We start from the raw sequence: 19,090 nt of genomic DNA, 5'->3' as shown, positions 1-19,090 counted from the left end.
AACGAAATCTTATGTTTGAACAATTAATACAATTAGCACAGCAACATGGAAATGAATCAGTTGTAAAAAATGACGCTATTCCAAATGAACAAAACGAAGCGGTAATCAGTGAGGCTAGCAGCTCTATATTTATAGGTCTACAGAAAATAATTTCAGAAGGCGGAGTTGATCAACTTACAGGATTATTCCAAGGAAATAATGCTCAAAATAATTCGAATCCATTAGTTCAAAAACTAACCGAGCAATTCAAGGGAAGCCTTGGAGAAAAATTTGGCTTAAGTGAAGGCGCTGCATCTGGTGTTGCTGGAAATTTAATTCCACAAATCATAAGTTCGTTAATCAATAAAGCAAAAGATCCTAATGACTCTAGTTTTCAAATTTCTGACATTATTACGGCAATTTCTGGGAATAGCGGACAAAATTCAGTAATTATGGATGCTATTTCTAAATATGGTGGTCAATTTGGCCTAGACCAAAATACTGATGGAAAAGTTGATATAAATGATGCCATGGCTGCAGTGACGCAAAAAGGTGGAGGACTTGGCAGTATATTTGGTAAGCTCTTCGGAAAATAAAATATAAATTATAATAAATCATCTACTAATTACAGATGATTTTTTTTTAAAACACTATTAGACAGCGTTTTATTTTTGTAACTTTATAGTTCAATTTTTCCGTCATGAAAAACAGTTACTACATTATAATCGTCCTTTTTTGTGTGTTTTTGAGTTGTACAACTTCAAAAACTTCATTTCAAAGTACTGAAAAATCTGTTGCCGCTCAAGGCGATACAGTCCGAATTGCCAATGATGAACTGGAATATGAGGTAATAATTATTGACCCAGGTTTTAGTTTATGGTTAAATTCAAGAGCTTTGCCCCGCAATTATCATTCTCAATCTTTTTTGGAAATGAAAAACCAACTATATGTGACGGAATGGAACAATAGAGTATTGCAACCGCAACGATATGATCCTAATTTATATGAAATGACAATCAATTATGACCCTAATATTGATTATGGATATGAAGTAAATTATTTGATTTACAATTATATGATTTATTTTCAAAACACATACAAACAAAAACTTTTTGGTTTTGTCCCCATCAGATAATGTCACTATATTTGTATTCATTATAAATAAAAATGAACAAACTGAAACAACGTTGGGGAATTGACAGCAATTTTCAACTTACCATTATATTTATTGTTTTTGCGATAACCGGATCCGCTTCGGCGTGGCTTTCTAAACCTTTTTGTTTTTGGCTTGGAATTACAAAAGAAGATTTAGGCTTTTGGTTTACCCCTGTTAGGTTAATTCTAATTTTTCCAATTTATCAGATCTTATTAGTATTGATAGGATTTTTGTTTGGACAATTTAAATTCTTTTGGGCTTTCGAAAAAAAAATGCTGAAACGATTGGGACTAGGATTTCTTTTTAACGACTAGCAAAAAATGCCTCGAATTACGAGGCATCTTTGTTTTTAATTACATAATTATAGATCCAGGTTAAGGTAAACGTTGGAATAAAATCCGAAAATGGTAAAATTTCTTCCAGAAATGTAACTACTCCTCCTACTCTTCCTATTGTTCCTTTATACATCCAAGTCATTAAAAAACCGGCTAAAGGAGCCCAGATTACATCTGAAAATTCACCGATGAAAGGAACGGTAAATGAAAGCATTCCAATAGCATCAAACAGAATTCCTAACACCAGATTTCTAGTTTTGTTATTTACTGCACTAACGGACACTTGTTCTGTCATAGTATTTAGATTATTATTTTCCAGAATACTTACAAATCTAATGCCAATTATTTTTTGAGCTTATCCTGATATAATTTTTTCAATTTATCAATTTTAGGAGTAATCACATAACTGCAATAGCCCTGAGTTTTGTTCTGATTGTAGTAGTTTTGATGATAATCTTCCGCTACATAGAACTTTGTTGCTGATGAAATTTTAGTGACAATTGGTTTTCCAAATGTATTTTCAGTAGTCATCAAAGCGATATAGTCTTCAGACAATTGTTTTTGAAAAGGATTGTGATAAAAAATTTCGCTTCGGTATTGTGTCCCAATATCATTTCCTTGACGGTTCAATGTCGTAGGGTCGTGCGTGGCAAAGAATATTTCTAACAGCTCCCCAAAACTTATTTTATTGGGATCAAACGTAATCTCAATCGCTTCGGCATGACCAGTATCACCAGTACTAATTTCCTGATAAGTAGGATTCACAGTGTTTCCACCTACATATCCGGAAACTACCTTACTTACACCGTCCAGTTCTAAAAAAACTGCTTCAGTACACCAAAAACAACCTCCTGCAAAGGTTGCAACTTCCATTCCGTTTTGTATTTCCATATTTTTTGTTTCTATACTTTTTGGTAAAGTAATATTCTTTTCTTTTGCACAAAATGAAAAAGGCAATAGCGCCAAAAAAACTCCAATTATTTTTTTCATAATTTGTCTGATTTAGAATCAAATTTATTCAATAAATCGTTGTGAATATTCTCTGTTAACTAAAGTTTATAGTTTGTCAAAGGAAAATAATTGGTGTTCCAATTCATAATCATTAAAATCTTTGTTTCTTTGTAAAAACAGTTTCAAAATGATACAAGCCAAAAATCTACATAAATATTACGATCAACTGCATGTGTTGAAAGGAGTTGATTTACATATTAAAAAAGGAGAAATAGTTTCTATAGTAGGTGCTTCCGGTGCAGGAAAAACAACACTTTTACAAATTCTTGGAACTTTAGACAAGCCGACCGTTGAAAACGGAATTGAGTTGAGCATTAATAATGAGGACATTCTAACCATGAATGACAAAACCTTATCGAAGTTCAGAAACTTAAATTTAGGATTTATATTCCAATTTCACCAATTATTACCAGAATTTACCGCACTGGAAAATGTGTGTATTCCCGCTTTCATTGCTAATAAACCCAAAGAGGAGACGGAAATTGAAGCGAAAAAATTGTTAACCTACCTTGGTCTTTCGCACCGAATGAACCACAAACCCAATGAACTTTCGGGTGGAGAACAGCAACGTGTGGCAGTGGCCAGAGCGCTGATTAATAAACCAGCCATCATTTTTGCTGATGAACCTTCCGGAAATCTCGACACGGCTTCTGCTGAAAACCTGCATCAATTATTTTTCAAACTACGCGATGAGTTAGGACAAACCTTTGTCATTGTAACACACAACGAGGATTTAGCCAATATGGCCGACAGAAAACTAATAATGGTGGACGGTTTAATTAGTAATTAGGAGCTATTTCCAGCTATACACTGTATCTTTTTATTTTTAAAGGAAAAATAAAAAGGATGCCGTTTCTATCTGGGCTATACCATGCAACAACAAGCCGTACTTACTAAAAAAATTAAGTATCCAAAGTCATCAATCGATAATGAATCCATCAGAACTTAAAGATTTTCTCGACGAAAAAGTCTTGCAATACAATACACTCGATTTCATAGAAAGTGATCCGGTACAAATTCCGCATTTATTTTCACAAAAAGAAGACATTGAAATTGCCGGTTTTCTAAGCGCTACCATTGCTTGGGGAAATCGCACGATGATTATCAAAAATTCTCATCGAATGATGGATTTGATGGGAAATGCGCCATATGATTTTGTGATGTCGCACACCGAAAATGATTTAGAACCATTGGAAACTTTTGTACACCGCACGTTCAACGGAATAGATTTTACCAGTTTCATCAAAAGTTTACGACATATTTACACCAATCATGGGGGCTTAGAATCGGTTTTCAATAAACATCAGGAAACCCATTCAATGCAAAAAAGCATCCATGAATTCAAGAAAATATTCTTTGAAATTCCACACCAGTATAGAACCCAAAAACATGTATCAGATCCGCTGAATAATTCGGCTGCAAAAAGGATCAACATATTAATGCGGTTAAATAAGGTAGTCTTAAATTATTCCATGAATTAACTTATATTTGCCTATATATAAAGGATTCACAACGAAATGATAGAATTAAGTAAAGAAGAGTTAAAAGATTTTTTAGACTCAAAAGTCCTTCAATACAACACCTTTGACTTTATTGAACCAGACCCTATCAGTGTTCCGCATCGTTATTCATTGAAAGAAGATATTGAGATAGCTGGGTTTTTAGCTTCCAGTATTGCCTGGGGAAATCGTAAGATGATTACTAAGAATGGTCACCGTATGATGGACTTGCTTGGTAACTCTCCCTATGACTTCGTCATGAGTCATGAAGATTATCAGTTGGAGCGTTTAAATGGCTTTGTCCATAGGACTTTTAATGCAGAGGATTTTAATCATTTTATTAAAGCTTTAAAACATATTTACACTAACAAAGGTGGTTTACAACAAATATTTGTAAATAACCAAACCGATACTTCACTTCAACCAGCTATACATGCTCTTAATGAGGCTTTCTTTGAAATTCCACATTTAAATAGAACTAGAAAACATGTAGCTGACCCAAATAAAGGTTCAGTTGCAAAGAGGATTAATATGTGTCTTAGGTGGTTTATCCGAAATGATAATATGGGAGTAGATTTAGGTATATGGGATAATATCTCCCCTTCCAAACTTTCATGTCCATTGGATGTGCATTCTGGGAATGTTGCAAGGAAATTAGGATTGCTTACCAGAAAACAAAATGATGGAAAAGCATTACAGGAGTTGGATAATTCGTTGAGACTTCTAGACCAGAACGACCCCGTAAAATATGATTTCGCTCTTTTCGGATTAGGAATATTTGAAGGTTTTTAATTTTTAAAGAAAAGTTCTCTTATTAGGCTAATAATTTGGGTAGTTTATAAAGTATAAAATTCGTGGTTTTATAAACGATAATTACTATTTAGTTAACGGTTACTAAATCATTTTTTTATATTAAACAAAAACTTCCTACATTTATAAAATGATAAAAACGATAATAGTTGATGATGAGTTTAATGCTAGAGAATTTCTAGAAAAACTTTTGCAGCGATATTTTTCAGATAAATTTTTAGTCTTAGCTTTATGTGAAAGTGTCGATGAAGCAATTCATGCAATTGAAAAATTCAATCCCGAATTAGTTTTTCTTGATGTTCAAATGCCAAACAAAAATGGTTTTCATCTTTTTAAAGAATTGAACAAAATAAATTTTGAAGTTATTTTCACAACCGCTCATTCTGAATTTGCTATCGATGCGATTAAATGTAGTGCCTTAGATTATTTGTTGAAACCGATTAATTATATTGATTTATTGGAAACCGTAAAGAAGTACGAAAGTAAATTGCACAACGCATCTCAACAAGAAAAATTAATGTTACTTATCGAAAATTTGGATAATGGAAATTCAGCATTTAATAAAATCGCTTTACCCACAGAAACTGGATTTGAATTAGTGAAAACTAGTGCTATCCTTTATTGTGAAGCTGATAGTAATTATTGCAAAATTGTTTGTTTGGATGGTAAAAAAATTGTTTTATCTAAAACTTTAAAGTATATCGAAGAACTTCTACCTACTTCAATTTTTCAAAGGATTCATAAATCTTATTTAGTAAATCTAAATTATGTGACCCGCTTTAATAAAACCAATGAGTTACTTGTTCAGCTCACAAACGGAGAATCATTACCTGTATCTATCCGAAAAAAAGAAGACTTTATCAATGCTATCATTAAGAAGAAATAAACTACTATTCATATTACTATTTTTTAGTGAGATAGTATTTTCACAACAATTCCCATCAAGAAACTATTCTACTCTTGATGGATTACCTAATAATAGTGTCAACTCTGTTTTTAAAGATAGTCGAGGTATACTTTGGGTAGGAACAGCTAATGGCCTATCTTCTATCCAAAATGGTACTTTAAAAAATTTTTATACTTCCGATGGACTTGCCCATAATAGTTGTTGGGCTATTGTTGAAGATAGTAATCATAATTTATGGTTCGGAAGTCATGGGGGTGGATTGACTTTTTATGACGGTAAAAAATTTACAATTATTAACGTAAAAAATGGGTTAATAAATGATAAAGTAAGAAAATTATTTTTTTATAAAAATCACCTTTATGTAGGCACAGAGTTTGGACTGACCGTTATAGATATTAATTCCAAAAAAATAATTTTAAATAAAAAAATTACTGGAATTAGAAATTTATTTCAAGTTATGGGTTTCTTTGAGTTTCATTCTAAGATTTATTTTGAAACTTTTAATGATGGCATGTGGAGTATAGATTTAAAATTAAAAAACATTAACCTTATAAAGAAACAAGAGGGGGGTATTTCTTCTATATACAAAGATGATGACAGCCTCTATGTTTCAAACACTTTTTCTAATATTAATTTTATTAATAAAATTAGTATTAGAGATTATGTAGATAATAAAAAAAGTAATATTTCTTTTGGGAACAGTGTATTTTGGGATTTTGCAAAAGATAAAAGAGGAAACATTTATGTAGCGGGTAATGGTGTTAATTTTTCTACAGGAGGGCTTTTTAAAATTAAAAAGAACAAGATAATCAATGTAAATACTTCATTTGGAATTGAGAGTAAAGAAATTTGGAGTTTGCATTATGACCCTAAAATGGATGTACTTTATGTTGGAACAATAAATAAAGGATTGTTTGAAATAGATTTAAAACAACAAATAAAGTACTATCCTTCTTCGTTTTATAATAAGCCAAAATTAGATGTAGTTGCTATTACAAATATTGAAAAAGGGAACCTTCTTCTGCATAAAGATGGATTACTTTTTTTAAAACGAAATGAAATCCATAATGAAATTTCAAATCAAAAATTTTATGATTTTGCTCAGCATAGCTTTCGAACCAATCCTAAATTAAATGAATATGAATATTTTGATTCTTTTGTAAAATCTAGATTAGAATCCTTTGAATTAAGAAGCTTAAAGGTTATTAATTCTATTATCTGGGTAAATTCGACAATTGGTTTATTTGGCGTAAATAATGACGGTATAATTATGGAATACTACCCATATTCTGCAAGTGCATTCGATTTTACAGATTCAAAAAAAATAGTATTCCAAATTGCTTATGGGAAATTCTGTACAGTAAATGATTTTAGAAATAACACTGCATTCAAAAAGTATGAACCTAAAAACTTAAACAATCCAAAAGATGCTTTTGCTATTTTTTCATTGCGAGATAAATATTATATTTTTTCTTCATCTAATGGATTATATACCTCTCATAATAATAAATTTTATTCCTATTACTTTAACAATGTTTGGAAGGAAAATGAACTTGTACAAGCAACAATTAATTATAAAAAAGAATTGGTTATTGCTAATGCTCTCGGAGATGTTTTTATTATTGATGATAGTAAAGGGTTTAAATTAATCAAGAAGATAGACCGCAAAGAATTAATTGGGAATTCTATTTCATTTTTAAAATGTTATAAAGATTACTTATTAATTGGCACAGAAAAAGGATTAAATATTTATAAAGATGGGATTGTTAGATTAATTGATGAAGAACAAGGTTTAAAAAGTAAAATCTTAACATCTGCTAATCTTATCGGAACATTTTTAACCATAGGAACCCAAAACGGATATTATGAATTTGATTTGCAAAAATATCTTTCAACAAAAAATAGTCCTCAAAAAATAAAAATTACAGCTATAGAGGTCAATTTCGAATCGATAAATAAAAGTAATTTTAAATGGTTAAATTACAATTTTAATGAAATTGAGTTGCCTTATAATAAAAATACAATTTCAATTGGATTTGAACCTCAAAATTGTCAATATCCTAACAAGTTAGAATATCGCTATAAAGTAATAGGTCTGAGGAATTCTAATTGGAGTAAATGGACAAAAGACAAAAATATAAATCTTACGTATTTACCAAATGGGAATTATAAAATTAGATTAGTTACCAAAGATTTGCATTCGGGTATAGTGTCTTCTAGTGAAATTCTGAGTATTAGAATAACTCCACCTTTTTGGGAAACTTGGTGGTTCATGTTAGGAAATTTCCTTTTATTTTCAATTACTGGCTTTGTAATTTATAAAAAAAGAATTCAATTTATTAAAAAACAAGAACAAGCGAAAGCGGTGACTCAAAAGCGTTTAGCAGAAACAAAAATGGAGGCATTACAAAGCCAGATGAATCCACATTTTATCTTTAATGCAATGAATTCGATTCAGAATTACATTATTGATAACAATGTGGATGATGCGTTGATGTATATGGGTGAATTCTCTAAACTGATTCGGCAAACACTTAATAATTCTAGTAAACTTCGTATTAACTTGTCAGATGAAATTCAGTATTTACAATCTTATATCGCACTAGAGAATATGCGTTTAAAAAATAAAGTTATTGTGGAGCTCCATATTGATGATGATTTGGATTTATTTGAAACCGAAATTCCACCGATGCTCATACAACCATTCATAGAAAATGTGTTCGTACATGCTTTTGATTCTTATTCAAAAAAACCTACGCTAAAGCTTTCTTTCAAACAAATCGAGGACTTCCTTTTTTGTGAAATTAAAGATAATGGTAAAGGGATGGCAACTGATAATTTAAACAAACTTAATACCTCAAAAGGTATTATATTAGTTAAAGAGCGTATCGCTTTATTTCAATTTGACATTGTTGAAGCGGTCACTATTTCCTCTTCACTTAATGGTGGTACAACTGTTGTTTTAAAGCTCCAAATAGACTCCTTTTAAACGATAAATCAAAAAAACCTTTCGCAAACTAATTCTTAATTTTTTCATAATTCATTTTATGTAGGTTTGGTGTAATTAATGGTTTAACATAATCGTAGCATCTAATTCTGATTCTCATTATTTACCCGTTATAAGTTCTTCAAAAACTTAACATCCATATTTGAAACATCCTCAATTAAAAATTAGTAATTGCGATTTCTATGAATAAATTTACGAAAGTAACATTGGTTAAGAATGGCTTAATTTTAATTTCAGAAAAAAACAAAAAAGAAATTCCGATATCGGACGTAGATAAGGTTTATATAACAGTCGATAAACTATCTCCCATTTATACTTTTAGTTATATTATATTTTCAATAGCATTTATTCTGTTTTGCTTATGGTATCTGTCATTAGATATGATTCTAATTGTTCCCGCATTATTGATTATTACAGCGGGTATAAAACTCAATTATTATAGAAAGTATGGATTGAAAATATGCTTAAAAAACGGAGATTATTATAAGAAACAAGTGTCTTCAAAATTGAAAGATGATACTATTGAATTAGTCCATTGCATTAGAAGTGAAATTTATGACTTTCGTATAGAAAAAAGCAAAAATATCAGTCTGAATAATTGCGCCCTTTGGACTCAAAACCCATAGTAAAATCTATACTTCAAGGGGAGTTGAATTAGTTTAACAGCATTTTATAGAACGATAAATCATAAAAACATGTCGATTACTAATTCTTAATTTTTTCATAATTTATTTACTATATTTTTGAAGAAATTAAGAAATAGCAACGAAATATGAATTCAAGAATTAAACATTTTTTATTTCATATTTTGATTCCTTTTCTAACAGGGGGTTTACTTTATATCAGTTTTAGAAGTAAGTCAATACGATTGTTTAGTTGGTGTGAAACAATTGGATTAGCAAATTATATAAGCATAATTAGGTCAGTCATAAATCCTTATAAAGAAAGTATTCCTAATTGGGTTTATTATTCTATACCAGATGGATTATGGATGTATTCGTTTACATCTTCATATATGATGTTATGGCAAAAAGATATTTATTATGGAAAATATTGGCTGTCGTTCCCTTTTGTTTTTGGATGGGGTTTTGAGTTATCTCAAGGGTTAGGAATTATTCAAGGTACGTTTGATGTAATTGATTTAACAGTTTATATTTTAGCCGTTTCATTTAGTATTTTATTTTTTACAATTCAAAATAATCAGTATGAAAAACAAAAAAATACAATTTAGTTCAATTGTAATTGCATTATTATTTATTTTTTTAGCATTTGGTTCTGGAGAAATGGAAACAAATAGCAGTGCCGAACAAGTAGATTCTTCTTCAACAAAAGCTGTTACTTCAACATATCGAGCTACATGTTCTAATTGTGGGAAAAACATCAATGGTTATGGATATAAAATGGTTTCGGAAGGAAACTGTGTGCCGTGTGAGGAAGAGAATTCAACTGATTGTTCTTTTTGTAGCGAAGCTTGTGGGCTAGAGCATGACCGAAAGTCTACAGAAGGGTATAATGAAGTTCTTAATAAATACGGATATAATTCCTTGAATGAAGATAATGAAAGCAACAATCAAAGAACTTCGGACTGTTCATTTACTAGTGATAGTGATGTTTTATCTTATTTGATAGGCAAAACATTTACCCAACAAGGTGGCGATATGGAAATTAGATTTAGTACTGATGGAGCTATAATTTCTGGACAAGAAGAATACCAATGGCTAAGCTATCAATCATTAGGTGTATACAAAGGTTATGTAAAGTTAGCAAGCACAAACCCAACACACCCAGATGGAACAATCAAACTTTGGGTTTCATGTCGTGAAAATTCTGTTACTGATGGGGAAACCGTTTTGTTGTACAATTAATTATAAATTCAATTAAAAATTATGGTAAATAAAAAACAATATTACTGGATAATATTTTTATTAGTTTTTATGCAGATAAGTTGCAATCAAAAAAATGATATTGATAAAAAATCTGAATCTACTATTAAATTTGATGAAAGCAATTTAATAGATGAAAAAAATCAATCTGATAAGTATGTTGATAAGGAATTTATGGAAGGTTATACAACAAATCAGATAATATGGAAATCCAACACTGCCGATTTGAATGGTGATGGTATAATAGATACAATTAAAGTAGTTAGCTTAGATAATAGAATTTTTTCTAAGTCAGAAAATGATGAACATGGAGATTTTAAAGCGATGGTTTTTATCAATAATCTTTGTATTGATTTCATATTTAATTGGACAATGAATTCATATTTTTTTAAAAAAGGAACTAAATTTGAAATAATTGATATTGATAAAAATGATAAATATAAAGAAGTATTAATATCACAAAATGAGCAAGAAATGGAAGACCCATCCATTCAAAGAACTATTTTTAGATATTTTGGCTCAAATTTACTAACAAAGACAAAAATATTGAGTGAAGGTTATAGTGCTGGACAGATGAACTTAAAGAATAATGAATTTAGTATAGACCATCACAGGTCTCCAGACATAATCGGAACATATCAATTATCAAATTTTTTCATTAAAAATAAAGGATTGATTGAAAAAAAATTGCCAGAAAACTTTATCCAAGCTGCTTGCCCATTTGTATATGTTAAGAACAAAACAACATACATTAAACAAGGCGAGATTTTAAGATTTTTAAACGCAAAAAACACAGAGGATTGGCAATTCTTAGAATTAAAAGATTTTGAATTAGAAAAAGATGTTTTGACTATTAAATTGACCGAAGAAAAAGACGAAGTAACGTTTTTAAATTCAATCAAATTAAAAATCGGTAACACTGAAGTATTTACGATGGATTCCATTGATTTTAACAAATCTTTTTTAAAGGATGACAAAGAATATTTTCAGTTAAATAAAAACGATTTTTTAACACTAAAATTCAAGTTACCTAAAAACAAACAAGGAAAAATTTTGCTTTTTGCAAAAGGGTATTATGTCCCAAGATAATATTTACAATTTATCCGTTAAAAAAATAAATCATAAAAATACTGTCCCACACAAATGGTACAATCAAACTTTGGGTTTGTAGTCGAGAAAATTCTATAAATGATAGACAAACTGCTTTGTTATACAAATTTAAAAAAACTATAAATTATGAAAAACTTAAAAGTATTAGGAATAGCGGTAGGAATATTATTAATTCTATCTAGCTGTAATAAAGCAGATGCAAAACAGGTGATAGAGGAGCCAAACCATGAAGTAATTGTAGAATTACCAGCTAAAGTGGACATACCCTTGGATAAGAAAGTTCATCCCGTTTCAAACCCTATTAAATTAATTCATAGTGAAACATTCATCAACAAATTGTTTGTTAATGAATTTTCAAATTTATACCCAAAAAATTATAAATGTGTTCCTCAACCAGACGGAACAAGATATGGAGATATTAATGGGGATAATAATATAGATGTATTGATACGATATACTGTTGAAGATAATACACAAAATACATGGGCCGCTTGTGGATGGATAATGGCTTTTTCGAATGACAAAAAGGAATTAGACAAATTTATTTATTTCGATTGGAGTAGTGGTCCAGGGTCTAGGAATGACCAGGATTTAGGATTTCCAGTATCAATTAATAATGGTCAAATAAAATCTACTTTAAATATTTATGCGTCTGAAGATGCTAATTGTTGCCCTTCAATAAAAAGAGAGATAACTTACTATTTGGATAAAGAATTATACATCTTGGATTCGCATTTTGTTGATACTAAGGATGAGTCTAACAATTGAAGAAAATGTACATGATAAAAGGGTGTAAAGAAAACCCCAACGGTGTTATGGAAATTAGATTTAGTACTGATGGAGCTATAATTTCTGAACAAGAAGAATATCAATGGCTAACCTATCAATGATATAGGGTTACAAAGGCTATGCCAAGTTGGTAGAGTATAAATCCTTCTCACCCAGATGCAACAATTAAATTTTAGATTTCTTGTCGTGAGAATTCTTTTGCTAGATGAACAAACCTTTTTGTTATACAATTAAAAATAAAATTTTGAAATCTATGAAAATTAAAACCACTTACCTTTTAACAGCATTGTTTGTCGGAGTATTCATGATGGCATCATGTAATAGTGAAACAAAAAAACATGCTAAAAGTAGCACTAATCTTGATATTACAGGCAATAAAGAAAAGAGTTTGAAAAATAATAAAGAAGATGAAATAGATAAAAAATATATTGAATATTTAGACGAATATGGTTCAAGTAGTAATCCAGAAATTAATTTTGTCACAGTTGGAAATATTACTTATTGGGTTACTCATTATTATGGTTCTGGGACACGTCAAGAGTATTTTTGGGTATTGAGCAAAAATAAACTGATACCAAAGTTTATTTTTGAATATGGTGGAATGCCTGGGGTTGAAGAACTTGAATATACATTTATAAATATTAAGACAAATGTAACCGTAGATGGAAAAGCCTTTGAAAACAATATGGAAAAAGAAAAAGAGAAGTTTATATTAAAGAAATTGTAAAAGTCTTTCTTAGACTTATGTATTACTGCATAATATTCTTAGACTTTGAGTTTGATGAAACCGTATTGTAATTAAAAATAAATTTGAAATCTATGAAAAAATTAAAATCATTGGTAATAATATTAGGAATATTAATTGCACTAACTAGCTGTAAAAAAGCAGAAGCAAAAGTAAAAGCAGAAGCAGTACTTGAGGTAGATGAACCAAACCCAAACCATCAAGTAACTATAAAATTACCAGCAAAAATGGGAGATTCAAAAGCTTCTGAAATAGTGATTAAAGAGGATGGAACAGAAACAAAAGTAATGACATATAAATGGTGTGAGTGTAATGATTCGTGTCAATCACTTTTTATAGATGACCAAGGAAATGAATATAATTTTGGAGATATTAGCAATAAAAACGATATTGATTTTCAGTGTTATCCTAATAATTCTCATGGTGGAGTTAGTGATGATTTGAGAGAACAAAAATTTAGAGTTACATACATTACGATATCAGATAATGATTTAGAACTTGTCAAAATTTCACCAATAAACAATAATAGTTAGTATAAATCCATCCCTTCCAGATGACATAATTAAACTTTAGGCTTCATGTCGTGAGAATTTTGTTACTGATGAGCAAACGAATCTAATTGCAAATAAATTAAAACTTGATTATTTATGGACCTTTACTCTCTTATTATTGTGCTTTTTCTTATTACGGCAGTAATTGCGATAGCATTTACATTAAATAGAAACTCGGAATCTGAACCTTCTCAAAACAAATTGGAAAATAAGAAATATTCCTCACTTCAGTTTGTAAAATTTTTATATTCTTTTTGTGGCTTTATGATTATTGCTTCAACTATTGTTTTCTGTTTTGTTTATGTAAAATATTCGGAAAATTTTATATCTAAAGCTATTTTTAAATCGATAGAATCCTCTCCCTTTGGTAATGGGAATATAGAAATGTTTAATTATTCTTATTTCTATGGAAGCTTATTTGGAGGTATCTTTTCGGGTACTTTTTGCATCGGGTTTTCACAATTAATTCAACTATTGTTTGATATAAAAAGTACTTTAAAAAAATAAGAACTAGAAAATTACCTGAAACAAATTTAGAATATCTTTTTAATAAACCTAACAAATGTATAAACTAAGAACATTATCGCTATTTCTGCTTATAACTGTTGCATCAGTTGCCCAAACAAAAACTCATAAAAACAAAAGTGGTAATGCTGTAGGTTATTCAAAGCAAACAGGAAACAAAACAGTTTACTATGATAAATCGCATAATAAAACGGGTTCTTCTAAAACGATAAATGGTACAACTACATTTTATAATAAACAAGGAAACAAAACTATAATAACTAAAACAAAATGAAAAAAATTATTTTAAAAGTATCTGGAATCTTAATTATGTTTTTCATTAGTAGTAATTTACTTGCTCAAACTGCTGTTTATGATAGATTGAATGGCAAAATGGGAGTCGTAAATGTAAAAGGTGAATTTATTATCAAAGGTAAATATGATATTATATCTGTGTTTTTCGATAATGTTGCTGTTGTATCTGAAAATGAAAAATATGGATTAATAGATTCTAACGGAAAACTGTTGATTCCTATAGAATACGATTTTATTGATGAATCTCATGAAGGTTTATTAGCTGCGAAGAAAAATGGACAATATGGATTTATTGATAAAAATAATAAAATTGTAGTCCCATTTATTTACGATGGGGCGGGGTCTTTTCATAACGGAATTACTTGGATTCAGAATGGTGAAGTATATGGTGTTATTAATAAAAAGGGAGAGGAAATAATTTCTACAATATATGAGGATGCTTTTTTCTTAACTGAAAATAGAATTTTGTTTGCTAAAAAAGGAGGTAAACTTTATAAGATTGATTCAACAGGAGTTTTGAATTCTATTAAAGATACAGACTGGAGGCAGTTAGAAAAAGATGAGAGTACAAAAGACAACCTTTTTGCATTCTTTTGGGAAGAAGGACTTGATGTTAATGCTCGACCTTTTAGCGGCCACAAAGTGGGTTATGAGAACAAGAATAGAGAAATAATAATACCCGCAAAATTTAATATGGGTTTCGCTTTTCATGATGAAATAGCAGTAGTTTATGAAAATGAAAATATTGGTTTAGGTTTTATTAATAAAAGAGGTGAATATATAATAAAACCAAATGTAGAATGGAAATTTATCGAGGGTGATATGGGTTTTGTTAATGGTTTGTGTAAAATTTTGAAAATTGATATAAAAAAAACAAATGAGCATGAAAAAAATAAACAAAAAGCTCGGGAAGATTATAAGAATAAATTAATAAATCAGATGGAATTTTACAAAATTATGGAACAAAAGTTTACTTCTTACGCATATATAGATAGAGAAGGTAAAGTAGTTTTTGATTCCTCAAACTAGTTTTAGACAGTGTCAATTGTTAAACAATCTTTATGAAAAAACAATTTTATATAGTTTTACTGCTATGTTTGTTTATCTCAACAATTCAAGCGCAAAAAAGTGCAAACTTCACGAAAATTAAATTAAACAATAGTTTAAATAATTTTTCATTTACAACAGATGGAGAAAATTACATAGAAGCAAATAGAAATGAAACAGACGAAAATATTGGAATAAAACTGTATACAGTATCCGATAATTCGATGATTAAGAAATTTGGTTCTGGAATTTATAAATCCGAAAATTATACAACCTCTCCATTAGTCTTTTTTTCAGAAGATAGAAATCAAATATTTGCGATTGATGCCGATGGTAAAAGTGGTAAAAGGCGAATTGATTTATATAACTCTAAATCTTATCTAAAGGAAAGAACAATTTCTATAGTAGACAAAAATGGTAATCCACCAGATGGATATTATGAGATGTCAGTATTGCATAAAAATAAAATTGCTATTTGTTATCAAGGTGGAAATTTTATAGTTGATATTAAACTGAATAAATGTGAAAGTTATTTTGATTTTGATTTGTTGTTTAAGGATGATGCTGGTTTTGGGGAATATGAGGTTAAGGATATTTCATTTTGTTCAGACCCTAATTTATTTCTTATTGCATTTGGTAGTAAACAATCGCTTAAATTAATTACTTATTCCATTTCTACAAATAAAGTGATTAATGCAATTAATTTCCCTCAATGTACTTCAAATACAATTAAAATAGCAGTACATCCCAACAAGTCTGAAGTCATTTGTCCATGTTATAGTGATGAAATAGCTGTTATAAATTATCTGACTGGTAAGTTAGTAAAAAAATTAACTTTCAATAGAGATAAAACAAAATTTAGTGATTATTTAATAAGTGATGTTGCGATAAGTCCTAATGGAAAGTATGTGGTAGGAAATAATATGTATGGAAATTCTATTGTAATTGATTATGAAACAAATTCTTTTTTGACCTCTTATGATTTAGATAATGAAAGAGGGCTAGATATTTATTTTTTAACTGAAAATAAATTAATTATTAATGGACAAAAAAACTTTGTTTATGTCGCAAGTTTTGAACTTGAAAAAATTAAAAATAATAATTTAGCTGTTACCCCAACAAAAACCAAATTAGGTATTTGGGAATTTGACTCTAGTAACAATTACTTAAATGATGCAATAATAAACAAAACACATGAAAAATCGAGTAGCAGAAATATTTTTAATTCAAATGCTTCGAATTGTGAAGATAAAATTATCAAATCTTCTGAAACGCCATCCTACGAAGAATATAAAATGTTTGCGATAGATAAAAATGACATTGCAAAAGAAATTTGTAATAACTCTAAAGTAAGCGTAAATGAGTATTTGAATTCAAATGGGCAAATTTCGGGTTATTCCGTATATTATTATTCTTCTACAAAAAAAAGAATTAAAGATGAAATTTTTGACGAAAAAGGAAGATTAATGCAGCAATATCTTTACGAATATTATCCAAATGATAAAGCAAAGTATATGTTTTTCTTAAATTATTTAGGAGAAATAACTCTTTTAAGAGCGTTAGGAACTGACGGAATGAGGGATGCCAATTTTAAATCTCCTTATCCCAATTCTAAAGAAAAAGCAATTTACAGATACAACCATCCCAATAAAATGCAGTTTACTGATATGTGCCAAGATTGCAGAGGTACAGGATTGGGTAACAATAATCTGCATCGATGTTATATTTGTAACGGTGCTGGTAAAATTACTCATGCAACAATAATATACTGATTTTAATACATCTTCACTAACTAACTATAAAATTATCCATTATGAACACAATTAAGAATCCAGAATTAAATATCAACAAAGTTAAAGTTGATACATCAGTAATTAATTTATTAAAAGAAAACGGTTTTGATAATGCTGATACTTATAAAGAAGTTATTAAATGGTTTAAAGTAAAACACAATATAACTAGTGAATTACTAATTGATAAGTATAGATGTTTTACTTATATCTATATTCAAAATGGTGTTGCAACTAATGCTGATACTTTTTATGATGAACGTGAAGATTGTCTTCAAGATATGGTTACAAATATGATTGAATTAATTAAATAATATAAAATTGAACGGTGAAACTAATGAGGGTATCTAAGCGATACCCTTTCTTTTTTGTCCACTTATTAAGACTTATAATCGCTAGTTAGATAATCTTATTTTTTTTCAGTTGGATTATCTAATATCCTTTTAACTTTCTGAACAGTTGCTAAAGATACACCACATATCGCAGCTACTTTGCGTAATGAATTACCACCAAGCTTTAATTCTTTAACTACGTTTTTATAGGTTGATAATATCACATCATCTGGGATTGTACTGCCTTTCATACGCCCTTTAAATTTACCAGCCAGAACAGCTAAATGTACCCCTTGGGCTTGTGCTTCACGTATATTTTCCCTGGTCATCTGGGATAGATTTGCAAGTATATCTGATATCATTTTAAATGTCATTGATACCTTACCATTAACTAAAGATTCAACACCTAAATTATTAACTTTCAAATTAACACCTTTACTATTTAAATATTGAATTGTGGACTGGATATTAAAGGCATCACGCCCGATGCGGTCAATGCTTTCAACCGTTAAATAATCCACTGAACCCGCTTCAATTGCTTTAATTAGTTCTTGTGCTGCTGGTCTTTCATTAAATGGAACTGCACCGCTTATAACATCAACATATACTAATTCATCTGGTGTTTGTTTATGGTATTGGCGTATGGTGTTCTGGCTTGAACTTGAAACCCTTATATATTTGGCTTTTTTCATAATGTGTAATAATTTGATTGAATAATGATATTAAGACAACCACCATCAACCAGCATTCAATTCAAACTACTTTGTTATTTATATTCGTTTATAAATTCAATATCCTTATCGACTCTTTTTTGAAGTTCATCAAAATAAACATTGTGAACTTCTTTCTTTATGCTGTTATCATCATTTAAAAGATAATAAGAATAAGTATCATCCCAGCTTAATCTTATAAATAACAGCCCTTTGTGGTGATGTGCATTTACGATAAGAATTAAACCCTTATCATAATAGTTAACCAACTTTTCCACTCCCCAACTCCAATAAATTTGTTTATTCTGTTGTAATACTTGAAGTGTTTCTTTTGTGCTGAATTCTCTTTGTACTAATAGTTCAAAATTTTTATTTAAATTTGCCATAGCTATATGTGTTTGATTCATCTGAATCAGATGCTGGTATTAAGCGGTGCTAGTAACACCGCTTTTTTTTTGTGGTAATCCCAATATTTCAAAGTACTTGTTTCATTCCCTTTTTGGGGCAAATCAAAGATATATAATTAGTTCGATGTATGCAAATAAAGTATACTCTATTTGCATACAAAATGTATTGAAATTTTTAAACTGTTTATTGAGTTGAGAGTGTG

23 protein-coding genes and 1 pseudogene are annotated in these 19,090 nt (G+C 29.5%); 20 read left to right on the top strand and 4 right to left on the bottom strand.

Features of this window, described 5'->3' with window-relative positions:
• The first annotated feature begins 11 nt into the window (after nucleotides 1–11).
• The 3 genes from DR871_RS13945 (at nucleotide 12) to DR871_RS13935 (ending at nucleotide 1,449) form a co-directional block, all read left to right on the top strand.
• Complete coding sequence (locus DR871_RS13945) at nucleotides 12–575, top strand: hypothetical protein (protein ID WP_113666804.1); 564 nt, start codon at nucleotides 12–14, stop codon at nucleotides 573–575.
• Nucleotides 576–679: 104 nt separating this feature from the next.
• On the top strand, nucleotides 680–1,114 hold the full coding sequence (locus DR871_RS13940; protein ID WP_113666803.1) for a DUF6146 family protein: 435 nt from the start codon (nucleotides 680–682) through the stop codon (nucleotides 1,112–1,114).
• A gap of 32 nt (nucleotides 1,115–1,146) precedes the next feature.
• Complete coding sequence (locus tag DR871_RS13935; RefSeq protein WP_113666802.1) at nucleotides 1,147–1,449, top strand: DUF6787 family protein; 303 nt, start codon at nucleotides 1,147–1,149, stop codon at nucleotides 1,447–1,449.
• Between the two features lie 16 nt (nucleotides 1,450–1,465).
• On the opposite strand, the gene DR871_RS13930 is transcribed toward DR871_RS13935, so the two are convergent.
• Entirely contained in the window at nucleotides 1,466–1,765 is a 300-nt protein-coding gene (locus tag DR871_RS13930; RefSeq protein WP_091171981.1) for a hypothetical protein, read from the bottom strand.
• Nucleotides 1,766–1,812: 47 nt separating this feature from the next.
• Nucleotides 1,813–2,361, bottom strand: a complete 549-nt coding sequence (gene msrA / locus DR871_RS13925; protein WP_113666908.1) for a peptide-methionine (S)-S-oxide reductase MsrA — start codon at nucleotides 2,359–2,361, stop codon at nucleotides 1,813–1,815.
• A gap of 247 nt (nucleotides 2,362–2,608) precedes the next feature.
• On the opposite strand from msrA, the gene DR871_RS13920 reads away from it, so the two are divergent.
• The 17 genes and pseudogenes from DR871_RS13920 (at nucleotide 2,609) to DR871_RS13840 (ending at nucleotide 17,752) form a co-directional block, all read left to right on the top strand.
• Nucleotides 2,609–3,271: an ABC transporter ATP-binding protein gene (locus tag DR871_RS13920; protein ID WP_113666801.1), complete on the top strand. Its 663-nt coding sequence runs from the start codon at nucleotides 2,609–2,611 to the stop codon at nucleotides 3,269–3,271.
• 139 nt (nucleotides 3,272–3,410) lie between these two features.
• Nucleotides 3,411–3,926 (top strand): annotated as a pseudogene (locus DR871_RS13915) (DUF2400 domain-containing protein); the annotation flags it as partial.
• Nucleotides 3,927–3,998: 72 nt separating this feature from the next.
• Entirely contained in the window at nucleotides 3,999–4,772 is a 774-nt protein-coding gene (locus DR871_RS13910) for a TIGR02757 family protein (protein ID WP_113666800.1), read from the top strand.
• 148 nt (nucleotides 4,773–4,920) lie between these two features.
• The gene (locus DR871_RS13905; RefSeq protein ID WP_113666799.1) at nucleotides 4,921–5,676 is read left to right on the top strand and encodes a LytR/AlgR family response regulator transcription factor; all 756 of its coding nucleotides are present in this window, start codon (nucleotides 4,921–4,923) and stop codon (nucleotides 5,674–5,676) included.
• Nucleotides 5,654–8,686: a sensor histidine kinase gene (locus DR871_RS13900; protein ID WP_165355342.1), complete on the top strand. Its 3,033-nt coding sequence runs from the start codon at nucleotides 5,654–5,656 to the stop codon at nucleotides 8,684–8,686. The genes DR871_RS13905 and DR871_RS13900 overlap by 23 nt, the downstream gene beginning before the upstream one ends.
• 200 nt (nucleotides 8,687–8,886) lie before the next feature.
• Entirely contained in the window at nucleotides 8,887–9,330 is a 444-nt protein-coding gene (locus DR871_RS13895) for a hypothetical protein (protein ID WP_113666797.1), read from the top strand.
• Between the two features lie 146 nt (nucleotides 9,331–9,476).
• Nucleotides 9,477–9,935 carry a hypothetical protein gene (locus DR871_RS13890; protein ID WP_113666796.1) on the top strand — a complete coding sequence of 153 codons (459 nt, stop codon included), beginning with the start codon at nucleotides 9,477–9,479 and terminating at the stop codon, nucleotides 9,933–9,935.
• Nucleotides 9,910–10,569, top strand: coding sequence for a hypothetical protein (locus DR871_RS13885; RefSeq protein WP_113666795.1), 660 nt, complete (start codon nucleotides 9,910–9,912; stop codon nucleotides 10,567–10,569). Before DR871_RS13890 ends, DR871_RS13885 begins: the two co-directional genes overlap by 26 nt.
• Before the next feature lie 21 nt (nucleotides 10,570–10,590).
• Nucleotides 10,591–11,676 carry a hypothetical protein gene (locus tag DR871_RS13880; RefSeq protein WP_113666794.1) on the top strand — a complete coding sequence of 362 codons (1,086 nt, stop codon included), beginning with the start codon at nucleotides 10,591–10,593 and terminating at the stop codon, nucleotides 11,674–11,676.
• Nucleotides 11,677–11,823: 147 nt separating this feature from the next.
• On the top strand, nucleotides 11,824–12,465 hold the full coding sequence (locus tag DR871_RS13875) for a hypothetical protein (protein ID WP_113666793.1): 642 nt from the start codon (nucleotides 11,824–11,826) through the stop codon (nucleotides 12,463–12,465).
• Between the two features lie 274 nt (nucleotides 12,466–12,739).
• On the top strand, nucleotides 12,740–13,213 hold the full coding sequence (locus DR871_RS13870) for a hypothetical protein (RefSeq protein ID WP_129752549.1): 474 nt from the start codon (nucleotides 12,740–12,742) through the stop codon (nucleotides 13,211–13,213).
• Between the two features lie 92 nt (nucleotides 13,214–13,305).
• Nucleotides 13,306–13,764: a hypothetical protein gene (locus tag DR871_RS13865; RefSeq protein WP_113666791.1), complete on the top strand. Its 459-nt coding sequence runs from the start codon at nucleotides 13,306–13,308 to the stop codon at nucleotides 13,762–13,764.
• Between the two features lie 114 nt (nucleotides 13,765–13,878).
• Nucleotides 13,879–14,289: a hypothetical protein gene (locus DR871_RS13860; RefSeq protein WP_113666790.1), complete on the top strand. Its 411-nt coding sequence runs from the start codon at nucleotides 13,879–13,881 to the stop codon at nucleotides 14,287–14,289.
• Between the two features lie 55 nt (nucleotides 14,290–14,344).
• Nucleotides 14,345–14,581 (top strand): hypothetical protein, encoded by a 237-nt coding sequence (locus DR871_RS13855; protein ID WP_113666789.1) that lies wholly within the window; start codon nucleotides 14,345–14,347, stop codon nucleotides 14,579–14,581.
• Entirely contained in the window at nucleotides 14,578–15,630 is a 1,053-nt protein-coding gene (locus tag DR871_RS13850) for a WG repeat-containing protein (protein ID WP_113666788.1), read from the top strand. Before DR871_RS13855 ends, DR871_RS13850 begins: the two co-directional genes overlap by 4 nt.
• Nucleotides 15,631–15,662: 32 nt before the next feature.
• Nucleotides 15,663–17,420 (top strand): YncE family protein, encoded by a 1,758-nt coding sequence (locus tag DR871_RS13845; protein ID WP_113666787.1) that lies wholly within the window; start codon nucleotides 15,663–15,665, stop codon nucleotides 17,418–17,420.
• Between the two features lie 41 nt (nucleotides 17,421–17,461).
• A complete protein-coding gene (locus DR871_RS13840; RefSeq protein ID WP_113666786.1) occupies nucleotides 17,462–17,752 on the top strand; it encodes a hypothetical protein in 291 nt (96 codons plus the stop codon).
• A 95-nt stretch (nucleotides 17,753–17,847) separates the two neighbouring features.
• Here DR871_RS13840 and DR871_RS13835 read toward each other — a convergent pair whose 3' ends face one another.
• Both DR871_RS13835 and DR871_RS13830 read right to left on the bottom strand, forming a co-directional pair.
• Entirely contained in the window at nucleotides 17,848–18,462 is a 615-nt protein-coding gene (locus DR871_RS13835) for a recombinase family protein (RefSeq protein WP_113666785.1), read from the bottom strand.
• 74 nt (nucleotides 18,463–18,536) lie between these two features.
• Nucleotides 18,537–18,866 carry a hypothetical protein gene (locus DR871_RS13830; protein ID WP_129752548.1) on the bottom strand — a complete coding sequence of 110 codons (330 nt, stop codon included), beginning with the start codon at nucleotides 18,864–18,866 and terminating at the stop codon, nucleotides 18,537–18,539.
• Nucleotides 18,867–19,090 lie beyond the last annotated feature (224 nt).

This window comes from Flavobacterium petrolei (genome assembly GCF_003314435.2).
In the GTDB taxonomy this organism is placed as follows: Bacteria; Bacteroidota; Bacteroidia; order Flavobacteriales; family Flavobacteriaceae; genus Flavobacterium; species Flavobacterium petrolei.
The sequence above is the reverse complement of the archived record's forward strand: the minus strand, read 5'-3'. Positions and strand labels throughout refer to the sequence as shown.

What these genes read in the sequence shown, in the direction of transcription:
- DR871_RS13945 (WP_113666804.1), top strand. Translation starts at nt 12, where the DNA reads ATGTTTGAACAATTAATACAATTAGCACAGCAACATGGAAATGAATCA.
- DR871_RS13940 (WP_113666803.1), top strand. Translation starts at nt 680, where the DNA reads ATGAAAAACAGTTACTACATTATAATCGTCCTTTTTTGTGTGTTTTTG.
- DR871_RS13935 (WP_113666802.1), top strand. Translation starts at nt 1,147, where the DNA reads ATGAACAAACTGAAACAACGTTGGGGAATTGACAGCAATTTTCAACTT.
- DR871_RS13930 (WP_091171981.1), bottom strand. Translation starts at nt 1,765, where the DNA reads ATGACAGAACAAGTGTCCGTTAGTGCAGTAAATAACAAAACTAGAAAT.
- msrA (WP_113666908.1), bottom strand. Translation starts at nt 2,361, where the DNA reads ATGGAAATACAAAACGGAATGGAAGTTGCAACCTTTGCAGGAGGTTGT.
- DR871_RS13920 (WP_113666801.1), top strand. Translation starts at nt 2,609, where the DNA reads ATGATACAAGCCAAAAATCTACATAAATATTACGATCAACTGCATGTG.
- DR871_RS13910 (WP_113666800.1), top strand. Translation starts at nt 3,999, where the DNA reads ATGATAGAATTAAGTAAAGAAGAGTTAAAAGATTTTTTAGACTCAAAA.
- DR871_RS13905 (WP_113666799.1), top strand. Translation starts at nt 4,921, where the DNA reads ATGATAAAAACGATAATAGTTGATGATGAGTTTAATGCTAGAGAATTT.
- DR871_RS13900 (WP_165355342.1), top strand. Translation starts at nt 5,654, where the DNA reads ATGCTATCATTAAGAAGAAATAAACTACTATTCATATTACTATTTTTT.
- DR871_RS13895 (WP_113666797.1), top strand. Translation starts at nt 8,887, where the DNA reads ATGAATAAATTTACGAAAGTAACATTGGTTAAGAATGGCTTAATTTTA.
- DR871_RS13890 (WP_113666796.1), top strand. Translation starts at nt 9,477, where the DNA reads ATGAATTCAAGAATTAAACATTTTTTATTTCATATTTTGATTCCTTTT.
- DR871_RS13885 (WP_113666795.1), top strand. Translation starts at nt 9,910, where the DNA reads ATGAAAAACAAAAAAATACAATTTAGTTCAATTGTAATTGCATTATTA.
- DR871_RS13880 (WP_113666794.1), top strand. Translation starts at nt 10,591, where the DNA reads ATGGTAAATAAAAAACAATATTACTGGATAATATTTTTATTAGTTTTT.
- DR871_RS13875 (WP_113666793.1), top strand. Translation starts at nt 11,824, where the DNA reads ATGAAAAACTTAAAAGTATTAGGAATAGCGGTAGGAATATTATTAATT.
- DR871_RS13870 (WP_129752549.1), top strand. Translation starts at nt 12,740, where the DNA reads ATGAAAATTAAAACCACTTACCTTTTAACAGCATTGTTTGTCGGAGTA.
- DR871_RS13865 (WP_113666791.1), top strand. Translation starts at nt 13,306, where the DNA reads ATGAAAAAATTAAAATCATTGGTAATAATATTAGGAATATTAATTGCA.
- DR871_RS13860 (WP_113666790.1), top strand. Translation starts at nt 13,879, where the DNA reads ATGGACCTTTACTCTCTTATTATTGTGCTTTTTCTTATTACGGCAGTA.
- DR871_RS13855 (WP_113666789.1), top strand. Translation starts at nt 14,345, where the DNA reads ATGTATAAACTAAGAACATTATCGCTATTTCTGCTTATAACTGTTGCA.
- DR871_RS13850 (WP_113666788.1), top strand. Translation starts at nt 14,578, where the DNA reads ATGAAAAAAATTATTTTAAAAGTATCTGGAATCTTAATTATGTTTTTC.
- DR871_RS13845 (WP_113666787.1), top strand. Translation starts at nt 15,663, where the DNA reads ATGAAAAAACAATTTTATATAGTTTTACTGCTATGTTTGTTTATCTCA.
- DR871_RS13840 (WP_113666786.1), top strand. Translation starts at nt 17,462, where the DNA reads ATGAACACAATTAAGAATCCAGAATTAAATATCAACAAAGTTAAAGTT.
- DR871_RS13835 (WP_113666785.1), bottom strand. Translation starts at nt 18,462, where the DNA reads ATGAAAAAAGCCAAATATATAAGGGTTTCAAGTTCAAGCCAGAACACC.
- DR871_RS13830 (WP_129752548.1), bottom strand. Translation starts at nt 18,866, where the DNA reads ATGGCAAATTTAAATAAAAATTTTGAACTATTAGTACAAAGAGAATTC.